7 protein-coding genes are annotated in these 18,570 nt (G+C 65.5%); all 7 read right to left on the minus strand.

The window, feature by feature from the left end:
- Window positions 1–2 precede the first annotated feature (2 nt).
- The 7 genes from CH275_RS06205 to CH275_RS06235 all read right to left on the minus strand — a co-directional run bounded on the left by CH275_RS06205 (window position 3) and on the right by CH275_RS06235 (window position 18,562).
- A complete protein-coding gene (locus tag CH275_RS06205; protein WP_094676206.1) occupies window positions 3–1,211 on the minus strand; it encodes a beta-ketoacyl-[acyl-carrier-protein] synthase family protein in 1,209 nt (402 codons plus the stop codon).
- A gap of 4 nt (window positions 1,212–1,215) precedes the next feature.
- Window positions 1,216–1,479, minus strand: a complete 264-nt coding sequence (locus CH275_RS06210) for an acyl carrier protein (RefSeq protein WP_045197326.1) — start codon at window positions 1,477–1,479, stop codon at window positions 1,216–1,218.
- On the minus strand, window positions 1,476–2,108 hold the full coding sequence (locus CH275_RS06215; RefSeq protein ID WP_052683835.1) for a 3-hydroxyacyl-ACP dehydratase FabZ family protein: 633 nt from the start codon (window positions 2,106–2,108) through the stop codon (window positions 1,476–1,478). Before CH275_RS06215 ends, CH275_RS06210 begins: the two co-directional genes overlap by 4 nt.
- Complete coding sequence (locus CH275_RS06220; protein ID WP_094676208.1) at window positions 2,105–2,545, minus strand: 3-hydroxyacyl-ACP dehydratase FabZ family protein; 441 nt, start codon at window positions 2,543–2,545, stop codon at window positions 2,105–2,107. The genes CH275_RS06215 and CH275_RS06220 overlap by 4 nt, the downstream gene beginning before the upstream one ends.
- The gene (gene fabG / locus CH275_RS06225) at window positions 2,542–3,282 is read right to left on the minus strand and encodes a 3-oxoacyl-[acyl-carrier-protein] reductase (protein ID WP_045197327.1); all 741 of its coding nucleotides are present in this window, start codon (window positions 3,280–3,282) and stop codon (window positions 2,542–2,544) included. The genes CH275_RS06220 and fabG overlap by 4 nt, the downstream gene beginning before the upstream one ends.
- A 99-nt stretch (window positions 3,283–3,381) precedes the next feature.
- Window positions 3,382–3,603: an MbtH family protein gene (locus CH275_RS06230; RefSeq protein WP_094676210.1), complete on the minus strand. Its 222-nt coding sequence runs from the start codon at window positions 3,601–3,603 to the stop codon at window positions 3,382–3,384.
- The gene (locus CH275_RS06235) at window positions 3,581–18,562 is read right to left on the minus strand and encodes a non-ribosomal peptide synthetase (protein WP_179276009.1); all 14,982 of its coding nucleotides are present in this window, start codon (window positions 18,560–18,562) and stop codon (window positions 3,581–3,583) included. The genes CH275_RS06230 and CH275_RS06235 overlap by 23 nt, the downstream gene beginning before the upstream one ends.
- Window positions 18,563–18,570 lie beyond the last annotated feature (8 nt).

Below are 18,570 nucleotides of genomic sequence, written 5' to 3' on the forward strand. Positions count from 1 at the left end.
ATTCACCCGACTTTCGCGAGCATGACTATGGCGTTGTTTCCACCGAAGGCGAAACCGTTGTTCTGCACCAGCCGCACGTCCGCGGAGCGCGCGTGGTTCGGTATCGGATCGATACCGTCCAGAGCCGGGTCCAGTTCGGTGAAATTGATTGTGGGAGGCATGAAGCCGTTGTCGATTCCCAGGCAGGACGCGATCACTCCGAAGCCACTGGCTGCACCCATCGTGTGTCCGAGCATCGACTTGATCGAACTCATCGGCGGTGGCGTGGAACCGAAGACACTCTTCATCGCTGCGGTCTCGGCTGCGTCGTTGGCCGGGGTTCCGGTACCGTGCGCACAGATGTAGTCCACGTCGGCGGCATCGATACCCGCGTTCTCGTGCGCCACCCTGGCACACGCGGCGATGCTTGCAGAATCCGGAGCCACCATGTGGATTGCGTCGCAGTTGACGCCGTACCCGAGGACCTCGGCGTAGATGTGCGCGCCTCGTTCGGTCGCCGAATCCAAGGTCTCGAGAAAGAGTGCCGCACCGCCCTCGCCGGTGATGATGCCGGACCGGTCGACGTCGAACGGTGAGCATGCCTTCTCGGTCAACGCACCCAGACGATAGAACCCGGCGTGGGCCCAGCGCAGTACCGAATCGGCACCGCCGGCGATCATGTAGTCCGCCTCCCCCGAAGCGAGTTGGTCGTAGGCGTAGCCCACTGCGTAGTTGCTGGCCGAGCACGCGGTGGCGATGGTGAGCGCTTCGCCCGTCATACCGAGTTCGGTGTTGACCGCTTCCGAGATGCGGGCGCTCGGCACATTTCTGATCAGTGCCGGATCGATGTCGGCAGGTCCGTCGGCCAGGGCGGACTCGGCGATAAGTTCGATGGACCGAGTCTCACCGCCGGTGGTGCCCATGACCGATCCGGCCCTGTGAGTGGAGAGGAGTTCGGGCGCGATCCCCGCGTCCGCCACCGCCAGTCGCGCGGCGGCCGCAGCGAACAGACTCGCTCGGCCCCACTCGTTCTCGTCGAGGGTCGACAGGTACGAGGCCGGCACGAAATCGTTGACCTCGCCGGCCATGGTCGCCGGAAATCCCGTGGTATCGAACGCATCGATGGCCGAGATTCCACTGCGGCCGCCTCTGATGCCCTGACAGAAATCTTCGACTCCGATGCCGATGCTGGACACCGGGCCGAGACCGGTGATGACGACGCGGGTAGTCATCGCCTTACCAGCCTGCGCGCTCGGCGACGACGGCGTACACCGCGGACAGGTTCTCCATTCGCGGCAGTTCGGTCTGTGGGATGTCGATCTTGAACTTCTTCTCGAGCTGCGAGAGAATCTCGATGGCACGCAGCGAATCGGCGTCGAGCTCCTCGGCGAAATGTGTTGTCTCGCCGACCTCGTCGGTCTCGACCTCGAGGATGTCGGCGACGATCTCGCGAATGTCTTCCAGGTACTCGGGTACGTAGGTGATGCTGTCGTTGCTCATGATGTCTCCATTCCTGTTGTGGGTACTGCTGTTGTGGTGGGTTCTTCCGAGGGGTTCTGTCTGTCGGCCAGCGGTCGCAGGGCGACCAACATCGATTCGACCTCGGCTACGACCTGGCCTGCGACCTCGGTGTGACCGGAGAGAATTCCGAAGTCGCCCTTGAGGGCATCGATCCGAACCCGATGCTGCAGAACATCTCCCGGGTACACGTGGGCGTGGAAGCTGCAGTTGCGGATACCACCGAAGACGAGGGTTCCGTCCCCGGCCGGTACCGATGTGCGCCACAGGATCGCTGCGGCCTGTCCGAGTGATTCGATGATCAGAGCGGCCGGGTAGGCGAAACGCTCGTCTCCGAACGCGTCGGCATCTCGCGGGTCTCGCGCGGTGTCGACGTAGTCGGCGATGTCCACGTAGCACGGCTCACTGGCGTTGACCGCCTTCTCCGCGACGATGGACTCTCCGACGGTCAGGTGTGGTACTCGATCGACCAACAGAATCGGTGGCCGGTGTGGCAGGGTGTCGAGAATCTGACGGTAGGTCAGCGATCGGTCGGGCACTTCGGTCCCGTTGGGACGCAACGGCTCCGCAGAGAGATCCTCATGATCGAGTGCGTCGAGCGTTGTGGTCATCGGTCGATTCCTCCCATCAGCAGTGTCATTCGGCCGGCGGTGATGCCGTCGCCACGGATGCACTGCGCTTTGATGCGACGAGTCCCCTCGGGGTCGACGGGCTTGGGGTCGAGCACGTGTACGGCAACCTCGAATCGGTCACCCGGTTGCAGTGGCGCGGTGAACTGAGCGGACACCAGCACCTGCAATCGCGGTGACGACCCCGGCTCGCGGTCGATCAGCAATGCCCGCGCGGTCTGGACCACGGAGTCGATGGTGAACACCCCTGGGAAGATCGGTACGTCGGGGTAGTGGCCGGAGAGGTAGGGATCCTCGGCCGACACCAGCTTGCGGGCCCTGGCCCGATCGTCGGACATGTCGACCACGTCCAGGCCGATCACCGGCTCCGCGCGCGGTACTCGCACTCCGACATCGGGACGCGAAAGTGCCAGCGTCACAGGACCATCCCTCCGTCGACCTGAAGAACCTGGCCGGTGACGTAGGACGCACGGTCCGAGGCGAGGAACGAGACCACCTCGGCGATGTCCTCTGCAGTTCCGAAGCGACGCAACGGGATCGAGTCCTGCGCCTTCTTCCGAGCCTTCTCGCTCAGATCACCGGTCATGTCCGTCTCGACGAACCCGGGTGCGACGACGTTGACACGCACCCCGTAGCGAGCGACTTCCTTGGCGAGCGACCGACTGAATCCGTGGATCCCGGCCTTGGACGCTGCGTAGTTCGTCTGACCCACATTGCCGTACACACCGGCGATGGACGACACGTTGACGATCGATCCCGATCGGTTCTTCATGAATCGGTAGGACAACGGCCGACAGAAGTTGAACGTGCCGGTCAGATTGGTGTCGATGACGTCGTGCCACTCCGCGGACGTCATCAGCGCCAACGGACGGTCCTTGACGATGCCTGCACAGTTGACCAGTACGTCGATCTCACCGAGCGCATCGACGGATGCGTCGACGAACGCCTCGGCGGCGGCCCCGTCGGAGACGTCGCACGGGGCGTGATGGACTGCTACCTCGAATTTTTCGAGCTGACGCAGAGTCTCGGTGACGGCATCCGATTCGGTGCGGTAGCACAGTGCGATGTCGTGATCCTGCGCGGCGAGCTCTACCGCAATTGCCCGTCCGATTCCACGAGAAGCTCCGGTTACCAATGCCTTTCGCTTGGAAAGCATTGCAAGTCCTTTCGTTGGTTCCTCCTCTGCGACGCTACTGGGGCGGTGGCCGTGAAATCCCCTGCGATGCAGCTTCCTGTAAGACCTTCATCGCGTGCCTCAACTGTGTGCAGGCACCGCCGGACGGTCCACCGGTTTCGGACGCATGTCGGTCCAGTTCTCTTCGACGTAGTCCAAGCATTCGGTGCGGCTCGCCGGCCCGAATGCGACGTCCCAACCGCCGGGGACGGCTGCGAACTGCGGCCACAGCGAGTGCTGGCCTGCCGCATTGACGAGCACAGAGAAGGTGAGGTCGTCGTTATCGAACGGGTTGGTGGTCATGGCTGGTTTCTCCTCCTAGTAGGTGGGTCAGGTGTGCACCGATCCGGGCGATCGGTTCGGGTCGAGTCATGTCGTTGTGAGCAGCATCGATCTCGACGAACTCGATGTTCGACAGAGCGCCGTTCCATCGACGGCGTTCGGGAGCGGACGGCCCGTGATCGCGGGCGGCGGCGAATACCGTCGTCGGGCCGTCGTACCGCTGCGGCCGGTGCTGCGCAGAGAGCCGAGTGTTGTTCTCGAACACCGCTTCCAGTGCCCGCACACGATCGGCCGTCATGGTTCCCAACACCGAGTCCTGCTCGTTCAGACGTGCGGCGATGGCCTCCGGATCACCCACGGCACTACCGACATCGTCCGGTTGGACGCCAGCGACGGCAAGCAACGCCGCCCACAGCTCATCCGAGTCCACCGCAGCGGCGTCGGGGTCGGAATCGACCTTGGGGAAGGCGTCGAGCAACCCGAGAAGGCCGACCTCGTCGCCGGTTCGATGCAACTGCGCCGCCATCTCCTGCGCTACCAATCCGCCGAAGGACCATCCCACGATGTGGAACGGGCCGGTGGGTTGCACCTCGCGCATCCGGGCGATGTAGTCCGCTGCGACGTCCGACAACGTCTGCGGGAGCGTCCCGAAGCCGTCGAGCCCGGCCGACTGCAGGCCGTAGATCGGTACCTCGGCAGGCACGGCCCGGAGCAATCCGGAATAGGACCAGGCGAACCCACTCGCCGGGTGGATGCAGAACAGCGGGGGCCGCGATCCTCCTGCGCGTAGCGGCAACACACAGTCGACCCCGTCCGTGCGACCTGGTTCTCCGAGCTCACCGGAGCCGCCGAACAGGGCGGCCAACTGCCCCGGTGTGGGCGCGGCGAACAGCGCACGCAGGCCGATCTCCATGCCCAGTCGTTCCCGGACCGCCTTCGTCAACTTCACCGCCAACAGCGAATGCCCGCCGAGGTCGAAGAAGTCGTCGTTCAGACCGACCCGGTCGGAGCCGAGGATCTGCTCGAAGATCTCCACCAGAACACGCTCCGTGTCGGTTCTCGGTGCCGCGTACTGGGTTCCGCTCGACCACGTAGGTTCCGGCAGTAGGTCACGAACTACTTTTCCGTTGGGAGAGAGGGGAATCGAGCGAAGGTTCACGACCGCCGACGGCACCATGTACTCCGGCAGTACCCTCGCCACGGCCGCGCGCATTCGGGCCTCGGACATCCGGTCGGTGCGACCGGCCCGATCCGCGGTGTCGTCCTGCTGCACCACGTACGCCACCAGTCGTCGATCGCCGGGTCGATCCTCACGAATCACGGCAGTGGCGGTGGCCACGGAAGGCAGTGCCGTCAAAGCAGACTCGACCTCACCGAGTTCGATTCGGTAGCCACGCAGCTTGACCTGATCGTCGACGCGATGCAGGAACGTGACCGTGCCGTCGGCGTTCCAGTGTCCGACGTCGCCGCTTCGATACATCCTGGTGCCGTCGGCAAAGGGGTCCGCCACGAACTTCGAGGAGGTCAGGGCCTCACGGCCGAGATATCCACGGGCCAGGCACGGGCCGGCGATGTAGATCTCTCCCGGCACACCGACCGGAACGATGCCGAGTGCCGAGTCGAGGACGTAGAACCGCGCGTTGTCCATCGGCGCACCGATCGGCAGGGGACCGTCGGGTACGACATCGCCTGGTGCGAGCATGAATTGAGAGCAGTTCACGGTCGTCTCGGTGGGGCCGTACATGTTGTACAGCGCCGTGCCGGGGTGCTCTGCTCGCCAGTCGGCCACGGCGGCACCGGTGAGAACCTCTCCGCCGAGAAGCAACTGCCGACTCGGTGAGAGTGACGGCGGCAGCGTCTTCAGCAACGGCAGGTGACTCGGCGTGGCTTTGAAGAACGTGCACTCCTGCTCCGCGAGCACCCGGACGTCGAACTCGTCGAGGCAATCGAGATCCACCGCCAGCACCGCGCCGCCACTCACCAGCGGAGTGAGCATTGCGGTGACACTGAGATCGAACGAGATCGACGAGTGCAGAACCGCCAGACCGCCGATCCCGTCGTAACTCGTTCGGGCGAAGCGCAGGTAATCGGCGAGCGAATAGTGCTCGATCACCACGCCTTTCGGCGTTCCGGTCGAGCCACTGGTGAAGATGACGTAGGCGGCGTCGTGCAACTGCAGCGGAGCCGCACGATCGGCGTCGGTGATCTCACGGTGATCCGCTGATGCTGTGAAATCGCTTACGTAGGAGCCGATGTCGACGATTCTCGCGTTTCCGTAGCCCGCTGATTCGGATTCGGTGGTGACGATCGTGTGCGGATCGGTCTGTTCGAGGATGCGGGCGACTCGATCCAGTGGCGTCGACGCATCGATCGGGACGTACGCGGCACCCGCCTTCGCAATTCCGAGCACCGCGACGAACAGCTCCAACGAGCGACCGAGGCAGACCGCCACGTGGTCGCCTGCACCGACCCCGTCTGCGAGCAGCAGCCGTCCGAAACCGTTCGAAAGGTCGTCGAGCGTGCGGTAATCGATCTCGCGGCCGAGGTGGTACACGGCGGGTGCATTCGGGGTCCGCCGTACCTGATCGGCGAACAACTGCACCAACCCACGCACCGGCATGCTCGATCCGGTGGCGTTGAATCCGCGGAGCACCAACTCTCGCTCCTGCTCGGTCACCAGTTCCACACCGTCGACGATCCGGTCCGGGTCCGATGCCACTGCCGTCAGCAGTTGCACCAGCCGCGTCGCGATTGCGTCGATACTCTCGCGGTCGAACAGGTCGCATGCATAGTCGATGCGACCGGCCAGCCCCGACAGGCTCGGGCCCTCGGCGAGGTTGACCGAGAGGTCGTACTTCGCGACTCCCGTCCCGGTGGGGACTCCTTCCACTCGGACTCCCGGCAGCTCGAATGCGATCTCACGGTGGTTCTGGAACGCCAGCATCGTCTGGAACAGCGGGTGCCGAGCGACCGAACGCGCCGGGTTCAGTACCTCGACGAGACGCTCGAAGGGAAGATCCTGGTGCGAGAACGCCGAGAGTGCAGTTTCACGGGCCCGCTCCACCAGCTCGCGGAATGTCGGCGCCCCGGAGAGGTCGTTGCGCAGCACGAGAGTATTGACGAAGAACCCCACGAGCGGTTCCAGTTCACGGTCCGTGCGGCCGTCGACGACGGTTCCGATGGGGATGTCGTCCCCGCCTCCCATGCGGCCGAGCAGCGCGGAGAGTGCTGCGGTGATCACGACGAACAGACTCGTATCCGACTGTGTCGCAATATCGGTCAGTGCACGGTGTAGGTCGGCAGAGACGACGAAGTCCACGCTGCCCGCCTCGAAGGTGGGTTCCTTACGACGTCGTCGATCGGTCGGCAGTGTCAGCTCCTCCGGCAGATCGGACAACGCTGCGCGCCAGTAGGCCATGTGCGGATCCGGGACATCCTCGCCCCCTTGGTTCGCCCCGTTCACCGCGCGCTGCCACACAGCGAAGTCGGCGTACTGCACGGTCAGTGGAGTCCATTCGGGTGCCCGGCCCGCGCACCTCGCGGTGTATGCCTCGGCCAGGTCCGCGGCCAACGTGGTCGCGGATCCACCGTCGGTTGCGATGTGGTGCAACGTGATTGCCAGATGGTACTCGCGTGCACCGGAACCATCGGCATCTCCGACCGTCACAGTGGTGCGCATCGGCAGGTCCACCGTCAGATCGAACGGCACGCTCGCCGCGTCCCCCACCTGCGCCAGCGGGTCCGGGCCTGCATCCACGACGTCGAGGATCGGGGTGCGGTCGGTGCAGATCACCTGCGCCGGCTCACCATCGATCTCGGGGAACACGGTATGCAGGATCTCGTGCCGCGCGCTGACATCCTCGAGTGCACACCGCAGGGCGTCGATGTCGAGCGCTCCGGTCAATTTCAGGATCGTCGGCACGTTGTAGGCACCCGGCCTGGCGTCGAATCGCGCCAGGAACCACAACCGACGCTGGGCGTACGAGAGCGGCAGCACCGCTGGGCGCACCACCGAGGTGAGCGATGCCCGGACCGCGGTGGCCGGACCCAGTGCCGCAGCCAGCGCGACCACGGTCGAATTGTCGAAGACCTCACGAATGCTCATCTCGATGCCGAGTTCGGATCGAATCCGGTTGATCAGGCGCACTGCCAGCAAGGAGTGCCCTCCGAGCGCGAAGAAGTCGTCGTCGATACCGACGTTCTCGGTGCCGAGCAGTTCGGCGAAGATCGAGGCGACCGATGCCTCCGCTGCAGTTCGCGGCGGAATGGTGGTCCGGCGTTCGGCACTCGGGTCCGCCGCCGGGAGAGCCGCTCGATCGACCTTGCCGTTGGCGGTGAGTGGCAGACGGTCCATGATCACGAACGCAGCCGGAATCATGGCGGCGGGAAGCAATGCGGTCAGATGTGCTCGGAGAGAACCGGAATCGATGCCCCCGGCACCCTGCGCGACGACATGCGCGACGAGCATCGGCTGGCCGGACGGTCCGGTCGGGACAGTGGCGACGCAATCACCCACCTGTTCGTGCGATGCCAGTGCGGATTCGATCTCGCCCAGTTCGATCCGTTGGCCGCGAATCTTGACCTGGTGATCGATTCGGCCGATGAACTCGAGCTGTTCGTCGGGTCGGTAACGCACCGTGTCGCCGGTGCGGTAGAGCCTGCTGCCCGGTTCACCGAACGGGTCGGCCACGAACGTCGTCGCCGTGCGGCGGGGGTCGCCCAGATAGCCCAATCCCACTCCTGCTCCGCCGACGTACATCTCCCCCCCGGTTCCGGGCGGTGTCGATTGCAGGCCACCGTCCAGTACGTAGAGGGCAGTGTTGCGGATCGGGCGACCGATGGGAACCATTGCGTCGGAGTCGATTCGGTCGATCACCGCATGGGTGACGTCGTCACTGCACTCGGTGGGACCGTAGGCGTTGACCAGTGCAATACCGGTGCGGTCGAGCCATCGATTGCACAGTTGTCTCGGCAGCGCCTCACCGGTGACGACGAGCCGTCGCAATCGCGGCAGCGCAGGCACTGCATTGCCGTCGTCCCAGTCGTCGAGAGCCGCCCGCAACAGTGACGGCACCACTTCGAGAATCGATACCTCCTCTGCGGCAACAACACCGAATAGCTGCGTCGGATCACGGGCGATGTCGGCGTCGACGATGCGAACCTGCGCACCCACCACCAGCGGTGCCAACATCTGCCAGATCGATATGTCGAAGCTCAACGGTGCGTTGGCGACGACGACGTCCTCGGGTTGCAGGTGCAGTTCCTCGACCTTGGAGAGCAGGTGGTTGATCATCCCGCCGCGGTGCACCAAGGCACCTTTGGGGCGTCCTGTGGAACCGGAGGTGAACAGCACGTACGCCGGGCGCTCGGATTCCCACTGTGGCCACGCAATCGACTGCGGGTCGATCTCCGATTCCGTGTCGACGAGGATCGGTAGGCCACCGGTCGCCCCGGCGAGCGCTGCCGCATGCAGACGGTCCTCCTCGGTCGTGAGGACGAGCGCCGTTGCAGCGTCGCTCAATTGACCGGCCAATCGCTGTACCGGCGCACCGGGATCGGCCGGGGTGTAGACGCCGCCCACTGCGCTGATGGCGAGCAGTGCGACGACTACCGAGGTCCGGCGGCGGCTGCAGACGGCAACGACGTCACCGGCTCCGATTCCAGCGGCCCGCAACCGCTGGGTCAGTCCGGCCACTCGCGCCGCCAGTGTGCCGTACCCGATCACTGCATCGGCGTCGCGAACCGCCGGCGAGTCCGGGTTCTCGCGCCCGATCGTGCGCACCTGCTCGAGTACATCGTGAACCGAGGACGCTCTCGCGGTGTTGTTCAGTCCCACTTCGAGGTAGTGCCGTTCGTCTGCCGTGAGCAACTCGATGGCTCCGATCCTGACCTCGGGATCGGCGACCACACCGGTCAGCACCGCCACGAAACGTTGCACCAGCGCATGCGCAGAGGCGTCGGTGAGCAGGTCCGCCCGGTAGTCGAATCGAATGGACAACCCGTGCGGGGTCCCATCGACGACGCGTTCGGTGACGTCGAACGACAGGTCGAACTGTGCTGCGTGGGCATCGACCGCATCGATGGCCACCGACAGGCCGTGCAGATCGAGGTCCGCTGCAGTGTTGTTCTGCAGCACCAAAAGAACCTGGAAGAGCGGGTGGTGACTGTTCGACCGGACCGGGTTGAGTTCGGCCACCAGCTTCTCGAACGGCATGTCCTGGTAGGCGAAGGCACTCAGATCCCAATTGCGCACGCGGGCAAGCAGTTCCACGAATTTTGGATTGCCGGACGTATCGGCGCGCAACACCAGGGTGTTGACGAAGAAACCGACAAGATCGCTCAGTGCTTCCTCGCCACGTCCGGCGACCGGCGAGCCGATGACGATGTCCTCACCGGAACCGAGCCGAGTCAGCAGCGCCGACAAGGCCGAATGCAGCACCATGAACAGGCTCGCTCCGCTGCCTGCCGCGATGTCGACCAAGCCGGCATGCACGGTGTCCGAGACTGCCAGAGTGATGGAACCGGCGTTGTGCGACTCTTCGGTGGCGATCACGTCGCTCCGTTGCCGGTCGAGCGGGAGATCGAGCGGGTCGGGGATTCCGGCGAGCGCGTTCCGCCAGAACGACGCGGCAGCGGAGAAGCGGGAGGCCGGATCGGTTTCCGATCCCATCGAACGACGAAGCCACACAGCATAATCGGCGTATTGAACGGCGAGCGGTGGCAGTTCCGGTGCATGTCCTGCCACTCGCGCGTCGTACGCTGCCGACAGGTCGGCGGCCAGCGGGGCCATCGACCACCCGTCACCCGCGATGTGGTGCAACACCACTACCAGCAGGTGATCCTCGGGTGCGCACTCGATCAGTGCGGTGCGCAGTGGCGGGTCGAGAGCCAGATCGAATCCCTTCGCAACGATGGCCCGTGCGTCGTGGTGCGCTCCCGCGCTCGACACTCGCACCGTGTGCAGAACGGGCGCTCCGGTCCCGGCGGGCAGGATCACCTGGTACGGCTCGCCGTCCACCTCCTCGAATACGGTGCGGAGTACCTCGTGTCGTGCCACGACGTCGCCGAATGCACGCTCCAGTGCCCCGACATTGATGGGGCCGCGGATTCGCAGACCGATGGGAATCTTGTACGGCGAGGCATCCCCGTCGAGTCGGTCCAGGAACCACATGCGACTCTGCCCGTACGACGTCGGAATGTGCTTTGGACGCTGCACCGGGGCGAGTATCGACGCCGGATCCACGTCGTCGCCGAGCACCTCGACAAGTTGTGCCACGGTGGGGTTCTCGAACAGATCACGAATCGTCGCTGCTCGACCGACCGTGGTGCGAATGCGTCCGATCAGCCTCGTCGCGGTCAGGGAATGACCACCGAGGGCGAAGAAGTTGTCGTCGATGCTCACGTCCTCGACGCCGAGGACGTCACCGAACAGTGCGCACAGCGTCGCCTCGTCCTCGGTCCGAGCCGCCCGGCCGTCGGCGGCACCGCGGTAGGTGGGCACGGGAAGTGCTCTGCGGTCCACCTTTCCGTTGGTCGTGATGGGCAATGCGTCGATCTCGACGAATGCGGCGGGCACCATGTAATCGGGCAGTCGAGCGGCCGCGTTCCGAGCGAGGTCCTCGTGGTCGATCGCATCGGGGCACGTTGCCACGACGTAGGCGACGACTCGTTTGTCTCCCGGCCGATCCTCCCGAACGACGACGGTGGCGTGCTCCACCCCGGATTGAGCCGCGACGACGGACTCGATCTCGCCGAGTTCGATGCGGAATCCGCGAACCTTGACCTGATCGTCGGCGCGCCCGACGAACTCGAGGTCGCCGCCCTCCCGCCACGCCACCAGATCGCCGGTGCGATACATCCGCGCACCTGCGGGTCCGAAAGGGTCCGCCACGAACGATCCTGCGCTGCGTGCCGGTCGAGCGAAGTATCCGGACGCCACGCCGTGGCCGGCGATGTACAGTTCGCCGGCGACACCGACCCCGCGTCGGTCGAGGTCGGGGCCCAGCACGTAGAGGCGCATGTTGTCCATCGGCGAACCGATCGACAGCACATCGGGAATGGGGTCCTCGGGACCGATACGACCACGGGTGGCGAAGGTGGTGGTTTCGGTCGGACCGTATCCGTCGGTGAAGACCAACGCCGGGTTCAGTGCCCGAACCGCGCGAACCGTGTCGGCGGGAACGACGTCTCCACCGGACCAGACCTCCTCGAGCACGGTGAAGCACTCGGGGTGGGTCTCGACGAGCACGCGGAACAGTCCGGCCGTCAGCCACGCTGCGGTCACCCGGTGTCGGACGATGGCGTCCGACACGACGTCGGTCGTCTGTCCGGGTAGCGGTGCATCGGGGGCGATCACGATCTGCTTGCCTCGCAGCAGCGGCACCCACATCTCGAAGGTCGAGGCGTCGAACGCGTGTGGGGAGTGTACGAGTACGCGATCGAACCGTGGACTGTCGAAGATGGTGTCGGCGACGAGAGCCAGAATGTCGCCGTGCCCGATCTCGACGCCCTTCGGGGTTCCTGTGGAGCCCGACGTGTACATGATGTACGCACCGTCGTTCGGTCCGACCGTCACCACCGAACGCGGACGTCCCACGGACTCCGAATGTGCCTCGGGCACCGGTACGACGGTCGCACGGAAGTCGATGCCGCGACCGGCGACCGAGTCGTCGGCGATCACCACCCGCGCCTGCACGTCGTCGACGATGGCCTGGAGCCTGGAGTCGGGACTGCGCGGATCGAGCGGTACGTATCGCCCGCCTGCACCGACAACCGCGACAGTGGCGATCAGCAGTTCGACACCGCGGCGCATGCCGAGAAGCACCGGGTCGCCTCGTCGTATTCCGTTGCTGTACAACGTATCGGCCAACTCACCCGCCGCTGCCGCAATCTCTGCCCTGGTGTAGACGTCGGTATCGGTCACCACGGCAACGGCATCGGGATCCTCGGCCACCCGATCCGCGAACACGGCACCCAGGCTCGGGCCGTCCACGGGACTCGGTCGGCCGGTCCCCCACGCGACGACGCGTTCGAGCTCGGCCGAGTCGAGTTCGGTGAGCACACCGAGATCGGTGTCGAATGCCCGGGAGTCGGCAGGGTCGGACAGAGCCGCCACGATGGTCGTCAGACGCCGCTCGACGGCGTCGACCACATCCATCGGGATCCGATCGACACGGTGGTCGAGCCGAATCGACAGGTTCTCCCCCGGTTGCACGATCAGGGTCAACGGGTAGTGGGTGGCATCGTGCCCGACCACCGACTCCACCGTGAGATCACCTGGGAGCGATGTCGATTCGGCGTCGATGGGATAGTTCTCGAATACCACGAGAGTGTCGAACAGATCACCGATACCGACTGCGGCACCGATGGCACCCAGACCCACGTGGCTGTACTCCATGACCCGAGACTGTTGCTCGGACAATGCCCGAGCCAGCGACTCGAAGGTGCGCTCGCGCTCGATCGCACTGCGCAGCGGGACGGTCCCGATGAACAACCCGACCATCTCCTCCACACCGTCGAGATCGTGTGGACGACCGGAGACGGTGGCACCGAAGACGATGTCGCTGCGGCCGGTCACCGCGGACAGGACCAGCGACCAGATCGCTTGCACAGTCGAGTTCACCGTGACACCGGCGCGTCGGGAACGCTCGGTCAACACCGCTGTCGTATCGGCAGGTATGTCGATCACCCGACTCGACACCACCGGGTACTTCGACACGGCAGCGGTGTCGGGGCCTGCGAGCAGAGTCGGTTCGGACAGTCCTTCCAGCTCGGCCGCCCAGACGCCGGCAGCACGGGCGCTGTCGGTCTCGGTTGTCCACCGCAGATAGTCGACGAACGCGGGCGGCACGGGCAGCGACTCGGGCGATCCGCCGTTGCCGTAGAGCCGGAACAGGTCTCGGATCAACAGCGGTGCAGACCAGCCGTCGAGCAAGAGATGATGATGTGTGAGAACGAGCCGGTGTGTGCTACCTGCTCGAACGAGAGTCCAGCGCAGCAGCGGCATCGACAGATCGAACGGGTGCGCGCGGATCTGCGCCAGAGTGGGTTCGAGTGCGGCCGTGTCCGCACCCAGGTCGATGAACTCCCACGGCACCGTCGCCCCGACCGGATAGACCTGAACCGGGCTCGACATACCCTCGTACCAGAATCGAGCCGTCAGATTGGGGTAACGCAACGCCATCGCGGCGGCGCTGACCCGTAGCAGCTCGGGATCGAGCGTGCCGCCGAGTTCGAGAACGAGCTGCACGCTGTAGAGGTCGCTGGTCGTATCGAAGGCTGCATGGAACAGCAGTCCCTGCTGCAATCCGGACAGCGGCAGAATTCCACCGCCCCGGACGTCGACGGTCTCGGTGACCAGATCCACTTCCTGCTGAGACAGCGTCACCAACGGGAAATCACTGGGAGTTGCGCCGCCTGCACCGGGCACCCTCGAGTGCGCGACCTGAGCCTCGAGCGCGGCGACGAACGCGTCGGCCAACGCGTCGACCTCGGTGGCGGAGAGCACCCGTGACGCCCAGGAGAACGACGCACTCAGATGGGGACCGTCGAGCTTGTCCTCGGTCACCAGCGTCACCTCGAGCACGTGCGGCAGCGGTGCGGAGTCGTCGATTCCGCCGCCGATCACACCCGAGCGCGAATCGACCGACCAGTCCGAGACGTCCTCGCCGACGGTGAACCGCCCGAGGTAGTTGAACCCGATCTGCGGACGCTGCAGACGCGCGAGCGGCAGGACGGTCTGCGGGTTGAGATACCGAAGTAGCCCGAAGGTCTGCGGCGGAGGCAGCTGTCGCAGTTGCTCTTTCACCGATTTGAGGACCGCCGAGATCGACGGGGATGCGGCCTCGGGGTTGGAATCGAGCCAGTCCTGCGCTGCGTCCTTCGGCACGGAGACTGCGGCGGGCGAGATCGCAGTGAACCATCCGACGGTCTCGGAGAGGTCCGTGGTGTCGATGTCGTCATCGGCCGATCGGCCGTGCGCCTCGATATCGAACAGCGGGGTGGAGGAGTCGGTGGTGGCGGAGATGGCCACGGCCAGTGCAGCTATCAGGTTCTCCGAGATCGTCGTGCCGTACAGCGTCGGCACATCGGTGAGAAGTCGGGCCGTCGTGGCAGTGGGCAGGGTCACCGTGCGGGTACGGACGGTGTCCACGGTGTCGAGGATCGGATCGAGTGCCGGTCTCGGAGCGGTGACGGGTACCAACTGGTCACCGACCGAGGCCAGTACGTCGAACCATCGACCGAAGTGACCGGTGGCTCCGGCCGCACGCTCGGCCAGTGTGCCTGCCCACTGGCGGAAGCCCGTGGACACCGGAGGAGGTGGAGCGGACTCGGAGGCGGCGGTGGCTCGGTAGGAGGCGGCGATGTCATCGAGCAGGATGCGCCACGAGACTCCGTCGACCGCAAGGTGATTGATGCACACGATGAGACGACCGGGACGGTGGCCGTCGGACACCACGACGAACTGCGCCATGACGCCTTCGGCCGGACGCAACCGAGCCCGCGCCGCCATGGCCTCGCGGGCTATCACGGAGTCGAGGTCGTCGCCTGCATCGGCACGGCAGATCAGATCGACGGCCTGCACCTCTCCCCTCGGTCGGACCTCGAGGCTCCACAGGCTCTCGGAGCCGCGATCGGCCTGCTCCACCGTCAGACGCAGTCGCAGACTGTCGTGCCGGTCGAGCACCATCTGCACTGCACTCGCCAGCCGGTCCGCGTCCAGGTCGGCCGGGACTGCAATGGTGACGGCCTGGCAGAAGTCGTCGACCTCGGCACCAGTTTCGCGGAACCAGTGCATCGTGGGGGTGAGAGGAAACGGTCCGGCATCCTCGAACCGAGCCGGTGTGTCGGTGGCGGTCGCCGAAACGGACCCGTCCGTGGTCGAGCGCGCCACGGTGAGCGCCGCAAGAGATCGCGGCGTCCGGTTGTTGAACACGTCGCGCGGACCGAAGATCACGTCGGCCGCCTTGGCCCGCGAGACCAGTTGCATCGAGACGATGCTGTCACCGCCGAGATCGAAGAAATTGTCGTCCGGGCCCACCTCGTCGACCCCGAGGACCTCGGCGAAGACACCGCAGATCACTGCTTCGACGCCGACGGCACCGACCGCAGCGGTGGGACTCGGCTCGGTGGCGGTTCGCCGTGCGAGTAGTTCGGGGAGGTTGTCCGACAACTGCTGTCGATCCACCTTGCTCCCGTTGCGGGTCAACGGATATCTCGACACCGCCACGATGTGTGCGGGCACCAGGTAGTCCGGCACTCGTCGAGCAAGTAGAGATTTGAGCTCGGCCTCGCATGCGGTTCCGGAGTCGGTTCGGATCACCGCAGCCAATCGAGCCGGCCTGCCGGGCTCACGCACCACCAGGACCACGGCATCGACGACGCCGGGGAGCGCGCCGATCGCGTTCTCCACCTCGCCGACCTCGATGCGATGGCCGCGGACCTTGACCTGATCGTCCGCACGGCCCACGTAGTGGGCGAGACCGCCGTCCCAACGAGCGAGATCTCCAGTGCGGTAGAGGCGTTCACCGCTGTTCGAGAACGGGTTCGCGACGAACCGGCCCGCCGTCGTGGCACGCCGTCGCAGATAGCCGCGGGCCAGGCCGAGACCACCGACGTACACCTCACCCACATCTCCCTGGCTGACCGGTGCGAGCATCGGGTCGAGGATGTGCACGGTGGAGTTGCGCACCGGTCGACCCAGCGGCACCGCTTCGCCACCGGCCAGTCGGTCGCTGATCGTTGCTGCGACGGTGATCTCGGTGGGGCCGTAGGCATTGATCAGACGTACTCGACCGGCCCAGGCGCTCACCAGCTCCGTAGACGTGGCGTCGCCGCCGACGATGATCGTCGTCGAGGAGGGCAAGGCCGTGTCGGTCGGGACGGTGGCCAACACGGCCGGGGGAATCAACGTGTGGGTGATGCCGCCGTCGACGAGCAGTTCGGCGAGCTCGTCACCGATGTGCGGCCCCGGCGGCGGAATCACCAGGGTGCCGCCCGATCCGACGGCGAGCAGAATTTCCAGCACGGACGCATCGAAACTCGGTGATGCGAACTGCAATACACGGCTCGTCGAGTCGGCACCGAATCGGTCCACGATCGACGCCGTGAACGAGGCCAGCCCGAGCGAGGACACCGCCACTCCCTTGGGGACGCCGGTGGATCCGGAGGTGTAGATCACGTAGGCGAGATCGGCCGGATCGCCGCAGACAGAACCCGTACCGTCCGGCGAGCTCGAACCACCGGATCCCCGCTGTCCGGTAGCGCGAATACCGGATTCGGAGACGACCGCGACCGGCACGGCGTCGGACATCATGAACTCGATGCGATCGGCCGGATACGACGGATCGATGGGGAGGTACGCGGCTCCGGCGGCGGCCACGGCCAGGATCGCGACGATCAGGTCCGCCGAGCGCGGCAGGACCAGCGCCACTACGTCGTCGGTTCCCACCCCGAGTTCGGTGAGAGTGTGTGCCAGCTCGGTCGCGCGGGCGTCGAGCTCACCGTAGGTCAAATCCACCGCCGATCCGTCCGCGGAGAGAGACTGCACGGCAACTGAATTCGCATTTTCCGCGGCGGTCCGCGCGAACAGCTGCGCCAGCGTCGGTCGATCCTGCGCAGTGGCAGTGTCCTGCGTGTCGTTCCACGCAGACCACAGACCGCGCTCGACATCCGATCGAAGGTCGAGACCGGCTACCGAGATCTCCGGGTCTTCGCACAGCACCTCGAGAATCCGCCGGAAGCGATCCGCGACCAGCGCACCGTCCAATCCCGCAGACTGCGCGACGTCGATGCGAATCCGCAGCGTGTCCGAGGGAAAGGCGACGACCGTCAGCGGATAGTGGGTGGACTCGACTGTCTCGACTTCGCCGAGGGTCAATCCGTCGGCCACCGCGGTATCGGATTCCAGGGGGTAGTTCTCCACGACCGTCAGGGTGTCGAACAGTTGACCTACGCCGGCGATGCGTTGCAGGTCTGCAAGTTTCACATGGTGGTGCGGCATGAGTTCGGTCTGCTCGGCCTGGATGCGGCACAGCAGTTCCGACACCGTCTCGGTCGGGTCGAGGTGCACTCGCACAGCGATGGTGTTGATGAACAGTCCGACCATCGACTCCATGCCGCGTACCTCGGGTGGACGCCCCGATACCGTCGAGCCGAAGACGACGTCGCCGCGGCCGGTCATCCTGGCCAGTAACAGCGCCCAGGCCCCCGAGACGACAGTGTTCACTGTCAGGCCTCGGTCGCGTACGACACCGCGCAGTTTCGCGAACGATCGGGAGTCCAGCTCGAGCCAGTGCTGATGCACCGGACCGGTGCCTACGGTGTCGGAGGATGCCGTATCCGAGGATCTCGTTCCGGTGATCAGGGTCGGTTCGATGGGCTCGGCGAGTGCCTGCTGCCACGCGGCGGTGGCCGCTTCGGCATCTCGCCCGGCCAACCACTGCGCGTAGCCGCGTGCGGGTGGCGGATCTGCAAGCCCAGAGGCCTCGATCCCTTTGTCGTACAACGTGAAAAGCTCGCGAGCCAGTAGCGGCATGGACCATCCGTCGAGGATGAGGTGGTGATTGGTGATCTGCAGGATGTGCTGGTCCTCGCCGAGCCGGATCAGTCGCAGTGCGATCAGCGGCGGTGACCCGAGTGCGAAGTCCTTGTCCGCCAGTGCTGCCGCCTCCAGTGCTCGTTCGCGCTCGTCAGCGCCGAGCGCAGTCAGGTCCTCGGCGACCCAACGGGTCGGCGCGTCGCGGGTGACGACCTGTACGTAGCCGCCGGACTTACGGGCCACGAACGCACTCCGCAGGGCGTCGTGCCTGCGGTGAAGTTCGTCGGCGGCGCAGCGGAGCCGGTCCTCGTCGAGGAGTCCTCGCAGCGGGAGCCGGACCGAGACCACATAGGACTGCGAATCGCCGGACAGCGAATGGAAGAGCAGTCCCTCCTGGAGCGGACTGAGATTCAGGATGTCTTGTACGCGTGGCTTGTTCACAGTGATCC

Origin of the sequence: Rhodococcus sp. 06-235-1A (assembly GCF_002258785.1) — a bacterium.
Classification (GTDB): Bacteria; Actinomycetota; Actinomycetes; order Mycobacteriales; family Mycobacteriaceae; genus Rhodococcoides.

Coding starts and splice junctions, on each gene's coding strand:
- CH275_RS06210 (WP_045197326.1), bottom strand. CDS start 1,479: ATGAGCAACGACAGCATCACCTACGTACCCGAGTACCTGGAAGACATT.
- fabG (WP_045197327.1), bottom strand. CDS start 3,282: ATGCTTTCCAAGCGAAAGGCATTGGTAACCGGAGCTTCTCGTGGAATC.
- CH275_RS06215 (WP_052683835.1), bottom strand. CDS start 2,108: ATGACCACAACGCTCGACGCACTCGATCATGAGGATCTCTCTGCGGAG.
- CH275_RS06230 (WP_094676210.1), bottom strand. CDS start 3,603: ATGACCACCAACCCGTTCGATAACGACGACCTCACCTTCTCTGTGCTC.
- CH275_RS06205 (WP_094676206.1), bottom strand. CDS start 1,211: ATGACTACCCGCGTCGTCATCACCGGTCTCGGCCCGGTGTCCAGCATC.